Source organism: Vibrio sp. ED002 (genome assembly GCF_023277445.1).
GTDB classification, from domain to species: Bacteria; Pseudomonadota; Gammaproteobacteria; order Enterobacterales; family Vibrionaceae; genus Vibrio; species Vibrio jasicida.
Genome location: NZ_CP080239.1, coordinates 1680234 through 1698244, shown reverse-complemented (window position 1 = coordinate 1698244; position 18011 = coordinate 1680234). Strand labels below are relative to the sequence as shown.

At 47.0% G+C, this 18011-nt stretch carries 12 protein-coding genes; 4 read left to right on the top strand and 8 right to left on the bottom strand.

The features are described 5' to 3' along the window. Positions 1 to 73: 73 nt before the first annotated feature. The 6 genes from ITG12_RS24190 to ITG12_RS24165 form a co-directional block, all read right to left on the bottom strand. Positions 74 to 1195 carry a lipocalin-like domain-containing protein gene (locus tag ITG12_RS24190; protein ID WP_248874339.1) on the bottom strand — a complete coding sequence of 374 codons (1122 nt, stop codon included), beginning with the start codon at positions 1193 to 1195 and terminating at the stop codon, positions 74 to 76. Continuing rightward, positions 1195 to 3720 (bottom strand): ABC transporter permease, encoded by a 2526-nt coding sequence (locus tag ITG12_RS24185; RefSeq protein ID WP_248875084.1) that lies wholly within the window; start codon positions 3718 to 3720, stop codon positions 1195 to 1197. The genes ITG12_RS24190 and ITG12_RS24185 overlap by 1 nt, the downstream gene beginning before the upstream one ends. Further along, positions 3707 to 4417: an ABC transporter ATP-binding protein gene (locus ITG12_RS24180; RefSeq protein ID WP_248874337.1), complete on the bottom strand. Its 711-nt coding sequence runs from the start codon at positions 4415 to 4417 to the stop codon at positions 3707 to 3709. The genes ITG12_RS24185 and ITG12_RS24180 overlap by 14 nt, the downstream gene beginning before the upstream one ends. A gap of 228 nt (positions 4418 to 4645) precedes the next feature. Next, complete coding sequence (locus tag ITG12_RS24175) at positions 4646 to 4891, bottom strand: DUF3297 family protein (RefSeq protein WP_005374689.1); 246 nt, start codon at positions 4889 to 4891, stop codon at positions 4646 to 4648. A 197-nt stretch (positions 4892 to 5088) separates the two neighbouring features. Continuing rightward, positions 5089 to 8199, bottom strand: a complete 3111-nt coding sequence (locus ITG12_RS24170; RefSeq protein ID WP_248874335.1) for a hydrogenase expression protein — start codon at positions 8197 to 8199, stop codon at positions 5089 to 5091. A gap of 578 nt (positions 8200 to 8777) precedes the next feature. Further along, a complete protein-coding gene (locus ITG12_RS24165; RefSeq protein ID WP_248874333.1) occupies positions 8778 to 9683 on the bottom strand; it encodes a LysR substrate-binding domain-containing protein in 906 nt (301 codons plus the stop codon). A gap of 175 nt (positions 9684 to 9858) precedes the next feature. Between ITG12_RS24165 and ITG12_RS24160 the strand changes: the two genes are divergently transcribed. From ITG12_RS24160 to ITG12_RS24145, 4 genes are all read left to right on the top strand, one after another. Continuing rightward, positions 9859 to 11646 (top strand): transporter, encoded by a 1788-nt coding sequence (locus tag ITG12_RS24160; RefSeq protein WP_039973987.1) that lies wholly within the window; start codon positions 9859 to 9861, stop codon positions 11644 to 11646. Between the two features lie 37 nt (positions 11647 to 11683). After that, positions 11684 to 12232 carry an acyltransferase gene (locus tag ITG12_RS24155; protein WP_105067600.1) on the top strand — a complete coding sequence of 183 codons (549 nt, stop codon included), beginning with the start codon at positions 11684 to 11686 and terminating at the stop codon, positions 12230 to 12232. A gap of 7 nt (positions 12233 to 12239) precedes the next feature. Then, a complete protein-coding gene (locus tag ITG12_RS24150) occupies positions 12240 to 14429 on the top strand; it encodes a heparinase II/III family protein (protein ID WP_248874331.1) in 2190 nt (729 codons plus the stop codon). Positions 14430 to 14493: 64 nt separating this feature from the next. Further along, a complete protein-coding gene (locus ITG12_RS24145; protein WP_248874329.1) occupies positions 14494 to 15483 on the top strand; it encodes a polysaccharide lyase family 7 protein in 990 nt (329 codons plus the stop codon). 105 nt (positions 15484 to 15588) lie between these two features. On the opposite strand, the gene ITG12_RS24140 is transcribed toward ITG12_RS24145, so the two are convergent. Together ITG12_RS24140 and ITG12_RS24135 are read right to left on the bottom strand one after the other, a co-directional pair. Beyond that, positions 15589 to 15975: a hypothetical protein gene (locus tag ITG12_RS24140; protein ID WP_248874327.1), complete on the bottom strand. Its 387-nt coding sequence runs from the start codon at positions 15973 to 15975 to the stop codon at positions 15589 to 15591. Positions 15976 to 16017: 42 nt separating this feature from the next. Next, the gene (locus ITG12_RS24135) at positions 16018 to 18009 is read right to left on the bottom strand and encodes a peptidase U32 family protein (protein ID WP_248874325.1); all 1992 of its coding nucleotides are present in this window, start codon (positions 18007 to 18009) and stop codon (positions 16018 to 16020) included. Positions 18010 to 18011: the final 2 nt, after the last annotated feature.

Here is an 18011-nt window from a genome sequence, read left to right as displayed (position 1 = left end):
CAACAGCTCTTGGGGATGAGAATTTCATCATTATGAATCGAATAACTAAGATTGTGCACGGAAATTTTTGTGCTCAGTAGCCAGTGAGTTCCATATAACCAGTCCCTGAATGAGAGCCCTTAATTCGCACTGGGCCTTCCCAGTAAGGCACCGAAAGTGGCATTTTCGCGTTCGGGTTGAGTGCAGAAACCGTAAGATCGATTTGCTGGTTAGGAATCGACACTTGCCACTGGGTTGGATACTTTCGCCCTTGGATTTCTGTTTGCTTGGTCGCCTTTAACTGAATGTCTTTTTGTGGGATAGCGATACCAGAGCCCTCTTGCTGCATCAGCCTTGCACTGGAGTAACTGGCTTGTCCGGTTTTGGAATCTCGCAATTGGAACACCACTAAGCTGGTTTCGTCACTCAATCTTAGAGCAAACCAGTCCCAGCCTTGTTGTGAGTCGAGTAAGAACTGCGAGCTCCACTCCCGGTCTATCCAACCTTTGCCCGACACTTGATGGGTTTTGCCGTCGATCGTGACCTCACCGGACACATCAATAAACGGTTGGCTGTAGTAATACGAAGCCACCTGACCATCGGCGCTTTTGGTGCTGTACCCTTGCTCGCCTTGTTTTTGATACGGTGCGCTGCTGGTAAGAGTGAGCGAATAGCCAAACTGTTCGGAGTTCGCCTTCAATGTTGCAGGGAAGAGGTCGTTGGTTGAAGAGATCCACTGCCAATCATCGAGATAAACCCGAAATGGTGAAGTGTCGACGCCAGCTAGAGAGGCTTGATCGCGCGACCATTTTTCATCGGCGTAGTGTTTGTCAGCTGTCGTGACTGCGCTGTGCGCCATGTAGATTTGTTGAGCTTGCCACTCGGTTTTCTTCGCGTCATCTTCGCCCCTTGGCGGTGGTGGCGGCGGCGCAGCAGCAAAGCGAAATTGTGTCCACTGAACGCCAAGTTGAGTGCCATCTTCATCAATTAAGTTAGCGGTTAAGTACCACCATTCATGACGAAAGTCTGGGTGCGCTTGATGGTCTGCTGGGAAGGTGAGTTCAACCCCTTTTTCTACGGGTGTGAATAGGTTGCTCTCGCTTTGCGTATCTCCGCTTCCCAGCAACGTGCCCATATTTTGTTGCTGCGTATCTTCACAACCGAACAGGAATAAGCTGCTTATGAGCAGAGTAAGTTTGCTTGCTAATCGAACCATCACAACACCTCGCTTTGCAAACTGGACACGACTGGCTTACTGACCAATCGCCACAGCGGAATCAAGGTTGCGATCACTGCCACTAAGATGGTGATCGCCGCAATGCTCAGCGCGTCAATCCAATGCCACAGATAATTTAAGCTCCAACCAAAAGCTCGTAAGGTGACGATGTCTGTCAGCACATAACCCACCATCGCACCGAGGGGCAGGGCAATAACCAGAGTAAAACTGACCAAAGCGACGATCTGTCCGACCACCATGGTCATTAATTTACGACGACTAACGCCAAGTGCATACAGCCTTGCAATGGCGGCTTTGCGCGCGTCGAGCAACATGAAACAAGCACTGAACAAACCAATCACCGCGACCATCAACGTCACGCCGTTGAGTGCGCGCGTAATGGCGAAGGTCTGCGAGAATATATCCAACGCGATGGATTTGATTTGCGCCTGATCGTAGAGCTGACTTGGATGCAGATTCAATTGCTCGCGCAGTTGCTCGTAGACGATTTGTGGGTCACCCGAGACTTTAATGCCGAGGCTTGTTGGCAGGTCGGTAAATCCGCTCTCTTGCCATAACTTTGGTGATAACAAGACTTCACCGTTGGGTGAGCCGTAATCATGGAATACCGCACCCACAAGCAGGTTCTTATTTGGAACGGCATCAAGCGTGAGCTCGCTACCCAGTGATAAACCCAGTTTGACTGCGGTTGGTTCACTAATGGCAACCAGCTCACCTTGGTAAAAGCGGGACCAGAAGTTCTCCAAATGCGATTTGAACACCATGGTTTGTTCTAAGGTGTCTTTGTCTTTAGTGCCAAGCAAAATCGGTAAGCCTTGCAGGTTATCGTCGACGTAGTATTGCTTGTAGACGGTCTCAACCTTGTCGAATTGCCCCAACGCACGCTCTACATCAGCGATTTCTCCTTGCGCAGGGCTGACGTAAATATCGGCGTGCAGCCTTTGTTCTAACCACTGTTTAAGGGTGGATTCAAAGCTACCAACTAGGGTGTTCATCCCCATATTGGCAGTAACGGCGAGTAGCAGTGCCATCATGGCGAGAGAAAGCGGAGAAATCAGCTCGCGCAACTCAGCAAACAGATACTGCATCAAACCGGAAGTGGTGCGCTTCCCACACCAATTGGCTAGTACGCTGAGTGTTTTGGGTAGGTACAAAGGAATCGACACTACAAGCACGCCGAGCCACGCCATGGTGAAGCGGTGATGCTCACTCAGCCATAACCCTGCGAGTGCGAGAGTCGTCAACGCAGCACCTATCACGAACAATTGGTTTTCGTTAGAGGCTTCAGGTGCTTGATAAAATCCACCATGAGAGGAGAGCGGTTGGCGCACTCGCTGTTTAAAGTGCTGCCAACATGCCAATAGGGTTGCGGCTAACGTGAGCAGCAATGCTTGTGCCCACCATTGCCACTGCCAAGTGCCGGGCAGCAGTGTCGCGCCATAAAGTTGTTCTAGAGTCAGTGCCACGGTCGGATGTAACCAGTGGCTAAGCTGCATGCCCAATACAAAACCGAGGGAGGCGCCGGTGGTAACGAGAAGAGTGAGTTCAACTAACAGCGCAGAGAACACAATGCTAGGCGCGACACCCGCCTGTTGAATTTGCACTAACAGCCGATTGCGTTTAAGCAAGCTGTACTTGACGCCGTTGTAAGCAATGAACAACCCGACTAAAAAGACGAGTAAGCTCATTGCGGTGAGATTGAGGTGAAAGCTGTCGGTCAGCGAGCCAAGGTCTGTACTTTGATTATTGGAAATCCATTGCCCTTGATCGCCAATCAGCTTCTGCCATTTTGCTTGCGTGTCTTTATTCCCTTTATCACCCGAGTGGAAAACCGCAATGTAACTGAGCTGACCTTGTTTATTGAGCAGTTGCTGGGCAAAACCAATGTCCATCAACATTCGGCTACCTAACTGCCATTCATCAGGTAGCACCACCACTTGGGTTGGAATGTCGTCCAGAGTTAGCGTTTCTACCTCTCCTAGGTTTTGATGTTGAGATTGGCTCATCATCACGATTGGCTTGCCAGCTAAAAGCTCAGGTAAAGGTAAAGCACTGTCGAACAAAGACACGTTTTGTTGGTTTTCTGATGACTTTCCGTTTGTAGAATACCGAGAACGCGAAGAGATAGCGGCAATCAACTCGCTACCTTGCACTGACCAGCGACGCCCTTGTTCGTCTCTCACTCGCCCTTCGATTACAGGCAGCGCTGCACTGAGCCCGTTTTGTCTAAGGGTGAAATAGAGCGATTCAGGCAGATAGTTTTGCCCTGCTGGTGGAATAATTAAGTTCTGAGCTTGTGCGCTAAGCTGCTCGGTAGACTCTGCATAACTGCGCTTGGCATTGAGGTTGATGGCTTGCACCGCAACAAACAAGGTTACAGCCAACACGATACCGATCAGAATTGCGGCGGCCTGCAGTGGCGCCTGCCGATAGTGCGCTACAAACAGATTCAGGGCGAGTCGAGTATGCGTGAATCTGGTGTTTGGTTGCTTAGCTTGCTTCATGGCGAAGCTCATGTTTGTTTACTTGATGATTGTTCTGTAGCTGACTATTATCCAATCGCAGCCGTGTTTTCATAAACTCAGCGCAGTCAGGACTGTGGGTGACTAACAGCACTGCCGTATTGCCTTGGGTGGTGATTTCACTGAGCAGTTTCATTACTTCTAGCCCTGCTTTTTGGTCGAGGTTACCTGTGGGTTCATCGGCGAGCAGTAATTTGGGCTTGTGAGCCAATGCGCGTGCGATAGCGACTCGTTGTTGTTGACCGCCAGAAAGGGCAGAAACATGTCTGTCGAGAAGTTGGCTGATCCCTAGAGTCTCGACCAAGTAATCGCACCAGTCGTTCCATTTGTGTTGATTCAAATGCAGAGGGAAGGCGATGTTCTGCTGCACGTTGAGCGGTGTTAATAGGTTGAATTGCTGGAAGATAACACCGAGTTTTTGGTGGCGAAATCGGCTCCATTGTGGGTCTTTCCAAGCCGCCGTGTTATCGCCGTCTAGCCACAACTCACCATCGGAAAGTGGCTCAAAGCCAGCAATGACATTGAGTAGGGTACTTTTACCGCTACCACTGGCGCCCGTCAGCGCAACACTCGCTCCTGTGTTCAACGTGAAGTCGACCCCTTCCAGCACGCGATGTGTCTCTTTGCCATCAACAAAGCTTTTGCTGGCGTGTTTGAGTGTGACAAGTGGGCTTTCCATTTCCTCTCCCTGTATTCAAAAGGTGTCGTTTCTTTTGGCAATGGCTATTGCAGTTAGTTCTCTAGAAACTTTAGACAACAATAAGATAAAAACAGCGATTTAAATCGATTTCTTAATAACTTGTACTGAAAAGAAGAGGGAATAGATTAATCGAGAAAGGGGGATATGACAGGCATTAAAAAAGCCCGAGTCAAACTCGAGCTTTCAAAGAAATTCAGCGTGGTCAGCTTACACGTAGTACGCTTCAACTTCGCCTTTAAGCTTGATTAGCATTGGGTTGCCGAAACGGTCTTTTGCTTTAGGAGATGCAATTTTTACCCAACCTTCGCTGATGCAGTATTCTTCTACGTCAGTACGCTCTTGGCCGTTGATGCGAATACCGATTTGGTGCTCGAAGCATTCTTTGATGAAGAATGGGCTACGTGGGTTACCCGCTAGGCGATCTGGTAGAGCTGGTTTAGCTGTATCTGTCATGTTTGTGACCTTGAAGTCATTAAAAAAAGTGCGCCATTGTAGTCAGTGCAAGGCGAGTGTTCAAGAAATGTTGATGTGAGTTTGAAGCGTATAACACCTAAGTCACCTTAAGCTTTGACCGTAACTCCCTTGCCTGATGATGTAGATATAAAGATACCGCCTGTTTCAGCGGTATCTCTTTGACCATTTAGGAATGGTTACGAACAGCTATCAATCAACGTCCAGCCTGAGTATGGGTCAGCCGGAGTCAGCGTTGAGTCAGTCCATCGGTCGGCTTCATACAAGCTGCCTTGGTAGGTCACTTGTTCGCCCGGTTGGTACTGTCTTTGCTCGAACTCTGGGATGTCGGCACAAATGCCATCACCGCCACCGCTGTTATCACCAACGACCTTCAATGAAGTCGAGTCTGAGGCATTTAGCTCGCCATCAGAAACCTCTAACGAAATCGTGAAGGTGAGGTCTGGGTCTGTGACCGGGGCCGTTACCACTAACGTGTCGCTATTAGTGTCGCCGACAACCGTTAGGTCAGAAGGAACCTCCCATTGATAGCTAATCACGTCGCCATCCGGATCAGAAGCGTTAGCGGTGATGGTTACGCTTTCGCCGCTGTTTACCTGATAGTTCGGAGACAGCGAAACGCTTGGTGGATTATTGTCGACTGGTGGCTTGTCGCCGCCCCAAATAGAGCCGTCACAATCGTTGCCAACCAAACACGTTGGGTTTTGCGCGTAAGCGTCGACTTTGTTGTCTAGCCAACCGTTGTCCGTGCCGTTCGAGCCAATGGTAACGACCGCCGTAGTTGAGCCACCACCCCAAAGTAAGGCAAACACGTTGCTCTTCGGTAGATCTTGCATAGCCACATGAGACCAGTCGTAGCCCGCGTCTTTTTCTAGCAATTCGCGAACGTTACTCGCACCGTTGTAAGTGGTTGGATTGAGCTGCTTGTCGAGTAGGCCAGTACGTACGTTGTTGATGTCTGTGCCGATCCGCGCATCACCCATAAAGTAAGAGCCGCCAGACGCCTCATGCTCTACGTTGATCAGTGTATTGCCTTCATCTTGAGTCGGCATGTGCCCACCTGGGATTTGCCAAATCATGGCGGGAGACTCAACGTCATCACTGATGGTTTTCACATACGATAGGTAACGCGTCCAGCTGGTGGCGTTGTACGCGTAGTTCGCTATCGCTTCTGAGCCGAAACCGTCGCGCTCATATTTGTCGAACACAATGTAATCTGGTTGGTAAGTGCCAGTGTAAACATCCAGCGAGTTGACGAAGTTCGCCACTTCTTGGCCTTTGTCAGCTGATTGGTCGTCGGTCTGGTGAATCCAGTTGGCAGAGCCTACCGCCCACAAGTTGATTTGCCAGCCGTACGTTACGTCTTCTGCTAAGCCATTCATGATGAAGTTGAGTGACGCAATGTAGCCTTTCAGTGTGTTCTCGAATTGAGGAACGGCCACTGGTGATTGATAACCGTAAGTCGTCTTCATGTAATCCAACGCACGAGCGAGTTGGTCATTCACATTGACCGCGCCCGCTTGGTTTAGATCGTCCACATGGCTTGGATTTTTCTGAAGTTCACCTAAGAAGTCAGGATTAAGTACAAACGACATTGGCGAGCTGCCATCGCCAGCCGCGTACTCTTGCGCCGCGATAGCTTGAGTAATGAAGGTCGCGTAATGTTTGTAGAGCAATTCATCATCGACTAAGTCTGTCCAGCTTGCACCACCACTAGCGTTTGCAGTGTAAACCACCATCACTGGCAGTACGTGATGCCCTGAAAGATCTGAAGCACTTTGTGCGTTCGCGTACGTTCTATGCAGTGGAAGCTCGTCTTTCGCCAAGATAACACCTGGATCACCCGAGCCGCTCAAGCCCGCGTATTTGAAGATGGCATTAACCTTGGTTGCACCGATTTCATTGGTGGTCTGTTCGCTGTCGTTCGTCACTGTGCCGTTGGCTACGTAGTCTGGGAAGCCTTTGACTGCAAGGCTCATCGCTTCGCGGAATGGCAGCGTCAGCAACAACGGAGCATCGCTTTGCGTGACAGAGACAGAGTCATCACCGTCATAGGCGTAACGCGTATCTCCAGCAAACACCGAATCGATTTGGATATCGTACTCACCCGGTTTAACGTCGTCAGGTAAGGTGAATGGCGAGCTAGTCATCTCGTAGCTGTAGCGGCTAGAGCCATCTTTCGCGACAAGGTTGAGCACAATTGGCATCGCTTCTTGAGGTAAGTCGACAATACTTGCTTGAACGGTAGTGAAGTCGTCACTCGCGATCGGCGTTTCAACGATGTTAGTGCTGATTTCTGTTGCCGTGTCTTTGTTGACCATTACATCGAGGTTGTCGCTCGGTTGGTAAAGCACGTTGTTCACCGTAATAGGTGAGTAGGAGAGATCGTATTTGTGGTTATCAAGCAACTTGCTGATGTCGATCTCGCCGCCAAATGGCACCACTAGGCTGCGTTCAACGTCTTGCGTGCCTGCCGCTTTCACGATGGCATCTGTGGTTAGGCTTACCGTAATGCCGTCCAGTGCAGGCATGGTGAGCGAGATGGTCGCGTAGTAGATAAACGCATCGTACTGCACGGAAACACTAGGCTGTGTTGCATCGCTATCCACAGTCACGGTTGAGGTTGGCGAGGAGGCGTGGGCAATCCCCATTTCGCTCGTTACATCTTGCGCGGTGACTTGATATTCGCCATCTTGGAGGTGCTCTAGAACAAAGCTGCTTCCCCACGGTACAGACACGGTCTCACTGTAGTTCTCACCCTCGACCAAAATCGATGCCGCGGCTAGGCTGGCGTGTGGTGCACTTGGTGCTTGTAGGGTGATTTTGCCTTGAAGCGCAGGATCATTCTTGATGATCACCTTCTCGACATGCACGTCGTTTCCATCGATGTAATCACCATTGGTAGCATTGAGACCAAAGAAGATTTGAGCCGTTTGCCCATCGTTTAGGATTTGTGACGTGCTGTCATGAGTAAAGACAAACGTATTGGGAGCAGGGCTGCTGACATTAAAAGGTGCGCCCCATGAGCTATTCACCGTCGCGTCTTTGTCTGAGGTAACCCAAATCTCTGCGTCCGCCAAGTCTAATTGCTGACCTGAGGTATTCTTCAAATCGACCTGTGCTTGTGAGTACCACTGGTCAACCTGTGGCACGGTTATCGTGGCAGAGACTGACTCGCTTTGAGCGGCCGTTATGATGTTTTCTTGTGTTGCGCCGAGTGCAGAGGCGGCCATGATTGGGGAACCCATGAGCACCGCGGTTACCATCAAACTGATAGTTGTTTTCTTCATTGTTGAATCCTCATCACTTGCTTTAAAAAGCTAAGTGACTGTCCTTGTTGATTTTCTATTCGTGGGGGATTTCCGGCGAGGACTTCAAACACTAAGCAAACGTCACAAAGAGAGGGAAGCCCCTTGATCTAACCACTGCCGAAATCACTCATATTTTTTGCTTACATCCAGTAACAAATGAAAAGAAACAACTCAAAATTTGAAGGCCGATTCAGAAAAAAATCACTATATGCACTCAGGTTTATAAATTGAGTTAATTTATTGATTGGGATGAATATTGATGTCAATTATTGGTGGCTAGAGTATTTACTTGATTAATACTTTTGGTTGGGTGGGAGAGCATTGTTGGGGCGAATAAAATGAATTGCTAATACGATCAGAAAAGTGGATCTTGAGCCCAAAAATAAGCTGGTACAGAGTCAGAATAAGCGGGATAAAGTGATAAATTGGATGGCGATTTTGGTGTTCAAAGCGGCCATCCAAGAGGTAAAAATCAAGAGCAAAATCGCCTTGAAAGGGTTAAGCGCGATAAAACTTACTGTCGTTGAAGACGTCACGATCACGCGAGTGATTCCACCTTATAACATTGCTTGTATGTTTGTACTTTCAGCAATGGTGTGTGAAACAAACTCATCGACGATGCGACTTTTGTTGTGTTTGCGGAAATAGACAGTCAAAGGAAGTTGAATATCGATTTGATTAATTGGTTTGCAAACGCAACTATCGTCGGCAATAAACTTGATGCATCGAGGAGCGATGGAAATACCTAATCCAGAAGAGATTGTTGTCACCAGATGGCGCATATTCATCGGATTTCCAACCACATTTGGAGCAAAACCGTTCTCTCTGCAAACTCGAATTATCCTTTCATAGACACCCAGCCACTCATTGCGATGAAACAGATGAAGATTCTCATTGTAGAGGTCATCGATATCGATGCTTTCGTTCGAAGCGAGAGCGTGATTCCGGGGGAGTAATGCTGTCAAAGTATCTTCGTAGACAAGAGAAGAAGAAAAATAACTTTCGTCTAGATGATGGCTCTCACGACTAAAAACGATATCAACTTTATTATCAACCATGGCTTCAACTTGCTCGGCGGGTGTCATTTCATACAGACGCAATTGGGCACTCGAATGCTTCACTCGAAAGCGGTTAATCAGATCCGGAAGGAAAAAAGTACAAGCCGTAGCAAGATAACCGATCTTAATCTCCTGATGTTCATCAGAATCTACTTGTTTAATTACAGACTTTACTCGTTGATCATTTTCGATGATGTGTAGGGCTTCTGGCAGCAGTCTTTCTCCTGATGGCGTCAGATCTACCTGATGGGTCGTACGATCAAACAGTTTTGTTTGCAGTTCATTTTCCAGATCAGAAATATGACGAGATACAGTGGGTTGTACCGTGTGAAGTTCTCGCGCGGCTGCAGTGAAGTTCTTTAAACGCGCAACTGTAACAAAGGTAGTGAGTGTTTTGAGATCCATCGGGTGCCTATTTTTTGTTTGTATTATTGTTATACGTTAATACTATTTCCAACTTTCTTTAAGTCCGTTTAGTTTTGTTTATGGTGTAAGTCTCAGTTGTATCTGAAACATGTCGATTAGAACGTGTTGAGTAATTGAGATGTGTGTGCCTCCCTACAAAAACAGGAAACAAAAAATGGACATCGATGTAATCATAGTTTTAGGGTACTTCGCCTTCCTCATCGGATTAGGCTGGGTATTTCGCTCAGCAGCAGCGAACACAAGTGAGTACTTTCGTGGTGGCGGTAAGATGCTTTGGTGGATGGTGGGCTCTAGTGCCTTCATGATGGCGCTGAGCGCTATGACATTTACGGGCTTGATGGGCAAAGCTCTGACAAGTGGCATGTCCGTGGCGATCGTATTTTTCGCTAACGCCCTTGGTTATTTTATCAACTATCTATTCTTTGCGGCGAAAGCTCGACAAATGCGCGTTATCAGTCCTATTCAGGGCGTACGTCTGCGTCTTGGCCGTGTCAATGAGCAAGTTTTTACATGGGCTAACGTTCCTCTTAGCGTGCTTCAAGCCGCTATTTGGTTAAATGGCTTAGCTGTTTTCACTAGTGCGGTGATAGGTGTGCCCTTAGAGCAGACTATTGTAGGCGCTGGGCTTGTCGTTCTATTTATTTCTCTAGTTGGTGGGAGTTGGGCGGTTATTGCCTCAGACTTTATGCAGATGATCATCATTACTGTGATGACGTTTATCGCAGCAATGGTTGCTATCTGGAAGTCAGGCGGCGTTGGTAACTTGCTTGAGGTAGGTTTACCTACACAACAGCTCATTGGAGAGGGATATAGCTACTCTTACCTATTTGTTGGTTGGTTTATCTGTATTTTTGTTAAGCAGTTTTTCAGCACCAACAATATGGTGGACTCTTATCGATTTATTGCATCTAAAGATACTAAGAATGCGCGAAAAGCGGCGTTGTTAGCTTGCAGTTTGATGATCATTGGTCCTTTGATGTGGTTCCTACCTGCTTGGTTTGTCGCGGGGAATTATCCTGATACCAGCACTTGGGGACTTGAAGGCCTCGGCAGCAAAGTCGCAGACGCAACTTACTACATGTTCGTTAAGAATGAGATGCCTGTAGGTATGGTTGGGTTGATGCTTGCTGCTATGTTTGCCGCAACGATGTCATCGATGGATTCTGCATTAAACCGTAACGCAGGGATCATTTTAAAAAGTGTGTACGAACCTTACTTCTGTAAAGACGCAACAGAAGCGAAGCTGATGAATGCGAGCCGAGTGCTTACTGCCGCATTTGGAATCATCATTATTATTTCTGCTTTGTTCCTTACTTCCTTAAAGCAGTTTGGCCTTTTTGATCTCATGATGCTTGTTGGTACCTTGGTCGGGTTCCCGGTTCTTATCCCCTCTATCATGTGTTTCTTCATCAGAAAAACACCTGATTGGGCCGGTTGGGGAACGATTTTAGTGGGGATGGTAGTTTCCGCGATTATTGCGTTTGTTATTACGCCAGAGATGATGCAAAGCATTCTTGGACTTGACCAACCTCTGTCGGCACGTGAGTTTGCAGAAATGAAGTCAGTGACGCTGGGGGTGGTTGGTCATATGTCGATTACTTTACCGTTCTTTGTCCTTTCTCAGTTCTTCTATAAAGGACATGCTCCAGAACGAGAAGAGGAAGTGAATCGTTTCTTTACCAATGTTGATACTGAAGTGGTGGTTGAAGACAGCGCAACAAGTATCGCAATGGACAATAAACAGCGCGACATGTTAGGAAAAATGCTTCTGATTGCTGCTGTATTCCTCTCTCTATTAGTCCTTATTCCAAATCCTATGTGGGGACGAATGTTGTTCTTGATTGTTGCTCTAATCATTGGCGGTATTGGGGGGCTACTTCTCTTCGCTTCTAAAAGAGCTAACCGCTCAGTAACTCAAGTCTCCGCAATGAATAATGCTTAATCAACATGGGCTGATTCGTTCAGCCCAAGGAACTCCTATGTCAGTACAAAAAAAGTTTGGCGGCGAACTCAGTGATGAAGAGTTTCGCAAATTCACCTTATATACCACTCAAAGTAACAACAAACAGGATGATGAAGCTCGCGCTCAGATTCTTGGTTTCACGAATGAAAACGTGCGTATTGCGCCAGGAGCCATTGTGCGTATTGGCGAGAATCAGATCGGCCCACGGAGCTATGTTGGCCTGTATAGCTACATCAATGGTGACGTCTCCATAGGTGAAGATGTCGCAATTGGCCCTCATGTCTCTATCGTTGCGGGCAACCATGTTTTTGACCCCGTTACAAATTGCTTCAGTGGACGCAGTTGTTGGGAAGAAGGGAAAGTGGTTATTCAAAGAGGAGTTTGGCTTACCACTGGTGTTGTTATTACTCCTGGAACGACAGTCGGAGAGTGTGCGCTTGTCTGTGCAAATTCAGTTGTCACGTCAGATGTTCCCGCTTATGCGATAGTCGCGGGCACACCAGCTAAACAGGTTGGTCGTATTGATCCTGAGTCAGGCCAATATCATTGGTTTAATAAGGAGTAAGTAATCAATGTTATCTCTAACAAGAAAGCATGACTTTCAGTTATTTACTTCACCAACAAAGCACTCGGCCGTGGTGAATCCGCCAAGTTTCAACTGGCCACATGAGCGTTATGAAGCCTTATATAGTATTGAATTAGAGGCTCTGGGCGGAAAGCAATCATGGCATTGGGAGCATGTTCAATCACCGATGCAGTTGGATTTCTCTCTTGAATCAGGAAGCTACCGTTGGCGAGTGAAATGTGAACAAAGTGGCGAGTTGTCTCTCTGGAATGAGTTTTCTATTGATGCTGAAACAGAGGCATATTTAGCTCCTACGGCTAAAGAACTGTTTGCTTTGTGTGATGGGTATGACCAGTTCCTGCTCTATTTTGATGAGGATATCTCAGCGGTAAAAAATGCTTCTTCAGGGTTACGCCCGAAGTTTGTTGCAAGTGTTGAAGGTATTGATATTGAAGCCATTCAATACCCAAATCACTATCGCAGAGGTTTGGAAGAAGGAAAGCGCACTGCCATTGCGAATGTGCGCAACTGGATTGACCGTGATTTGATGGCCTTAACTCTGCTCTACCGAGTTTGGGGAGATGAAACTGCGGGTCACCAAGCTTGTCAGTTGTTATTGCGTTTAGCTGAATGGAGCCCAGAGGGACCAGCCTCTTTACTTCGTCCATGCACTTGGGGAGATGAGGTTGGCCTGTCTCTAGCGAGGAATTTATATCTTGCTTACCACTGGTTGTCGCCTTTATTAACGGCTGAAGAATGTGATTTTGTTCGACCGTTACTGGTTCGTTTAGCGTTTCAGATGGAAGAAAGGCTAGAGCAAGATCAGTTTAAGCAGTTCCCTGGCCATTCTCATACATCAAGGCTTCCGGCTTACTTAGGGATTGCCGCTCTTGCTTTGCACAAAGAGTTTGATGTCACGACATGTGAACGTTGGTTGAACTATGCATTGATGATTTATCGTGGGGTCTTGCCATTTTATGGAGGAGCAGACGGTAGTTGGGTGGAAGGGCCTTTTTATTCTTCGTCATACACCAAGTGGCACCATCCGTTTTTTCTGGCGGTAGAACGTTTAAGCGGATTCTCTTTCTACAATCATCCGTTCTACAAGAACTACGTCAAATTTGCGGTGGACTTTGTGGCGACTCAAGAACGTATTCATCCGTTTGGTGACGGCTTTTGGTGCCAGCGAGAGGGTAAAGAGTGGCCAGGATTCTTCGCTCAAAATCCATTACGTATTTATGCGCAAAGGTTCGGCGACCAGACCGCCCGTCATTTGGACCGCGTGCTAGAGAGTGACATTGAATCTTACAAACTGCATTTGTTAGATGTTGTGCCGACCATCCCTCAGTTAAAGCATCGAGAGATGACTAGTTGCGTCATCGAGTCTTCCAGTGACTTAAACCATATCTACTATTCCTATGCAGGCCTTGGCAAGTTGTCGAAAAGCAAGATGGCTTTGTATTACCGAGCGAGTCAATTTGGCAATAGCTCACACCGTCATGCTGATCAAGGCAACTTTGCTTTCGTCGATCATGGACAAAATATTTTAACGCCAAGTGGTAGCTATGGTTATCGATTTGGTAGCCAACATCACAGTTTGTGGACACGAACCACTCAAGCGCACAACTTACCTTTAATTGCAGGGGGCGGACAAAAACTGGATTGCCCTTCTGGGGTTGCTCATCTGATTAAACAGAAAAATGGCCCTGGCTTCAGTTACGTTGTTCTTGATCTAACAGAGGCTTACACGGGCTGCAAACACTATTGGCGCACGCTTGTTCAATGTGCAGACAAAGGAATAGTGGTTTTTGATGATATTGAGTTAACTGAAGCGAAAGAGATCCAATGGCGCCTGCATACTCCGAGCCAAGTTGAGTTTGGTACAGATAGTATTCACCTTTTTCAGGAGAACATTGAATACAAACTTAAGCTTACTGGAGAGGCATTGAGCAGCCCTCAGCTAGTGCCTGAAATCAATGACGCTGATGGTTTTTATGGTGATGTGGAATCGGATGCTCAGAAGCAAATTCATCATCTGGAATGGCAGTTACCAGCTCGCTTGACTCACCGTGTTGTGATGAGTTGTGCAAAGGAGTCCAAGTTGTTTTGTCGCCTTGATGACGAGGGAGTCATTGTTCAGTGGAATGACTCTTTTCTTCGACTTGGAACCAAGGAGCACCTTCTCCAGCCGCAGTAATACCTCAAGTTCGCTGCACTTTTATCGCAGCGGACTTTTAATATAACGATAAAGAGAAACAAAAATGCATATTACTTCTAAAACCCTACTAGCATTGACCATTTCGGCAATATCTTCTCATGCGATGGCACAGCTTGATCCAAGCAAAGCGCCATCCGAAAACTTTGATTTGTCCAAATGGAAAATCGTGATACCGATGGAAGACACAAAACCTGAGCGTAAAGGTAAAGTGATGGAAATCTCTAAAGCCGAGTTGAATAAAGGTTATCAGCATGCACCTTGGTTTTATACTGATAAAGAGAGCGGTGCTATGGTGTTTGCAGCTCCGAACAAAGCGATGACGACACCGAATTCGAGTAATGCTCGGTCAGAACTTCATGCTTTAATTTCAGATAAGGCATCGATAGGACCTTATGAACCTGAGAATAACTTTGTTCTTGCTTCACACCCTAATGCTGACAAGTTTGGCGCAATTGGTGGAAAAATGAGTGCGACACTTGCTGTCGACCATGTCAGCCAAAGTGGTGACCACCGTCATAATGACTCTTTCTCTGTTGTGATTGGACAGATTCACGCTGGAACCAATGAACCTCTTAAAATCTTTTACCGAAAATTACCAGATCAAGAATATGGTTCGGTTTATTGGAACTATGAAAATAACGCATTAGGGGATGATTATCACCGCCGTTTGGATATTTCTCACAATGTCTTTGGTAAAGCGAAGATTCGATTTGGTGAGCCAGAACCTATGGATGGCATCAAACTTGGAGAGAAGTTCGCGTACGACATCCAAGTCGATGGTGATGTCATGTATCTTGAGTTCACAAAAAACTTAGAGAGCAAAGCGCCTATTACTCGTTCTTTTGCGATTGACCTAGCGAAGGGGCATTACCTCGGCAACAAGTACGATGCTGGATATCAAAACGAATGGTTCTTCTTTAAAGCGGGCGCCTACAACCAATGTAATACGGGAGTCGTGCGTTGTAAAAATGAAGGGATTGAAGCAGGAGATTATACTCAGGTTAGCTTCTATCAACTTGATATTAAACACTAATCTAAAGAGTTGTTAATATAACGTAGAGGCTATTCCCCCTTGTTCTGTACAGCACAAAACAAGGGGGAATAGCCTCTAATTAAACCCTCATGAATGATACAGCCTCTAAGCGCGATAAAACTTACTGTCGTTGAAAACGTCACGATCACGCGGATCGTTCGATAGGAACATCCACATCTCTTTCATGCTTTGTTCAAAGAACTCTTCTTCAAACACCACCATAGAGCAATGCTCACCAAGTCCAGTCACGAAAGGTTCGAGTGCTTCAAACCCAATGCGTTCGATGTCTTCAATATCAATGAAATACAGCTTTTTATCGGTTCTTTGTTCGCTTCCTGCGGGCAATTCGCCTTTACCAAGCGCTGAAAAGTTAAGCTCAACGGTTAAACCTGTGCGGTTTTGTTTGAGCTCATAAACCGCTTCCGTTTGTGCCATCACACTGTAGTTCAAATCATCAAAGTAGCTCAGTGTTTCTTGCTTCATTGGGTGCATAAGTCTTCCATAAATTGTGCAGTTGAATCTAATGAGATTCCGTTACAAGCCTTTCAAGTATTGAGCGTTTGCCGTTGGGTGAATCGCAGTATTAAGTGCTTGAACATGCTGCTCATTGTCTTCATTCAGCAGAGCAGTAAAGGCATCGATCAATTCAGGTTTGGTCATCGTGACTTTGGTTTCTGTCTGGATGTCGCGCAGATCGATCAGCACGTCAGTTAAAAGCTGCGGTAAATCCTGCAGCACTTTTAGGTTCAATACGTTGTGCTCGCTGTAGATCGAGTTGTGACTGCCTTTTTGTTTTTGCACCACATACGGGTTGTCTTTTAAGTTGATGATCGATGTGCGCTTGTCACAACGCTTCAAACAGCCTTTATTTACCTTAATCTTGCGGCAACCTTCGGTTTGTTGGAACAAACATTGGCGACTGGTGAGCAGTGTGTTCGGGTGGTAAACGCTGTAGTAGCTGCGCATGTTGTGTGGGCGCTTAATGTGGCGCATCTGCTTCATGTTCAGCTCGTTAGAGATAAACGCACCACTTGCGGCGAACTCTTCTTGCAAACATTTGAACGAGTAGGAGTTCACCGTGTTCATCTGCGGGCCTGCAACCCAACCTAATCCCAGTTCTTGAGCCAAAATGCCCACGCCAGAGTTATTGGTGATCGACAATTCTGGCTTCACTGCTTCTAAGAATGCTCGTGCGGCTTGGTAATCGTCACCAATCAGAATCGCAGGGAACCAAGGTTTCAATCTTGGGTTTGCTTGGAACAACTCAATCATCGCATTCAGTTCACCCGCCAACCCCATTGGTAGTTGGAAGTACACATCGACATTGCTGTCTTCGCATAGTGCGGTGTCTTCTAGTGATGAAATCAAGACGGATAGCTTCGGAGCGCATTCACGCATTTCTGGTTGAGGTAGCGTCGGTAAAGTCGGTACATCAATCGCGCCTTTTAGGCGGCTGCCAGAGGCTTGCGTTGAAGTCACATCAAAATCTTGAGTCTTCTCTGCAACCTTCTCAATGATTGCGGTTTTGTCGTCGTAGAGCTTCTTCTTCACGCCTTGCACATCATCGGCGGATTCGCATTTGTAGATCTTTGAGAAGTGTTTTACAGCGTGATCGCGAGGGTTATCGATGTACATCGCTTTACCGAAATCGCCTTGCAAAAATGCGTTAGAGAAATCGCGGTTAAATACGGTGTACAACTCTGTGGTGTCGTTCGACAGCTCTACGCCATCACACAAGCGATCAATCTGTTTACGCCAGTTATCGACTACGGTGTAAACGTAGTGAGATTTCTTAATGCGGCCTTCCACTTTCAACGAATACACGCCCGCATCGGCAAGTGCTTCTAAATCGCCAAATGCTGAGTTGTCCTTCATGTTGAGTGGGTAACTGTTGCCTGTTTTGGTGGTTTCGTATTGCTCACGACAAGGCTGGCTGCAGCGACCACGGTTGCCCGAAGCACCGTTTCGCGCAGAACTGATGTAGCAAATGCCAGAGAAACCAATGCAGTAAGAGCCGTGCACAAACACTTCCATCATCACATCATGCTCACGACCAAACTGAGCTAGATGTTTGATCTCATTGATGTTCAGTTCACGAGAGAGGTTCACACGGCTCGCCGTCAACTGATTTAGGAACAAGATCTGTCCTTCATTGTGCGTGTTGAGCTGGGTTGAAGCGTGTACATCTAAATCTGGGAAATGGTTCTTGAGAATGTAAGCCAAACCAAGATCTTGCACGATCACGCCATCAATCGCGGTGGTGTTTAATTGGCTGAGCAAACGCACGATGGCTGGGATTTCGCTTTCCAGTATCAATACGTTCAGAGTCAGGAAGATCTTACAGTTGTGCTGATGAGCTAGCGTCAGCACGCCATTCAAGTTATCTAAAGTGAGGTTGGTCGCTCGGTTGCGGGCATTAAAACGGTCTAGTCCGCAGTAGATAGCATCGGCACCCGCAGCAATGGCTGCTTTGATGGAATCCAGATCGCCGCCCGGGGCTAATAACTCAAATTGATCGCGTGTCACTA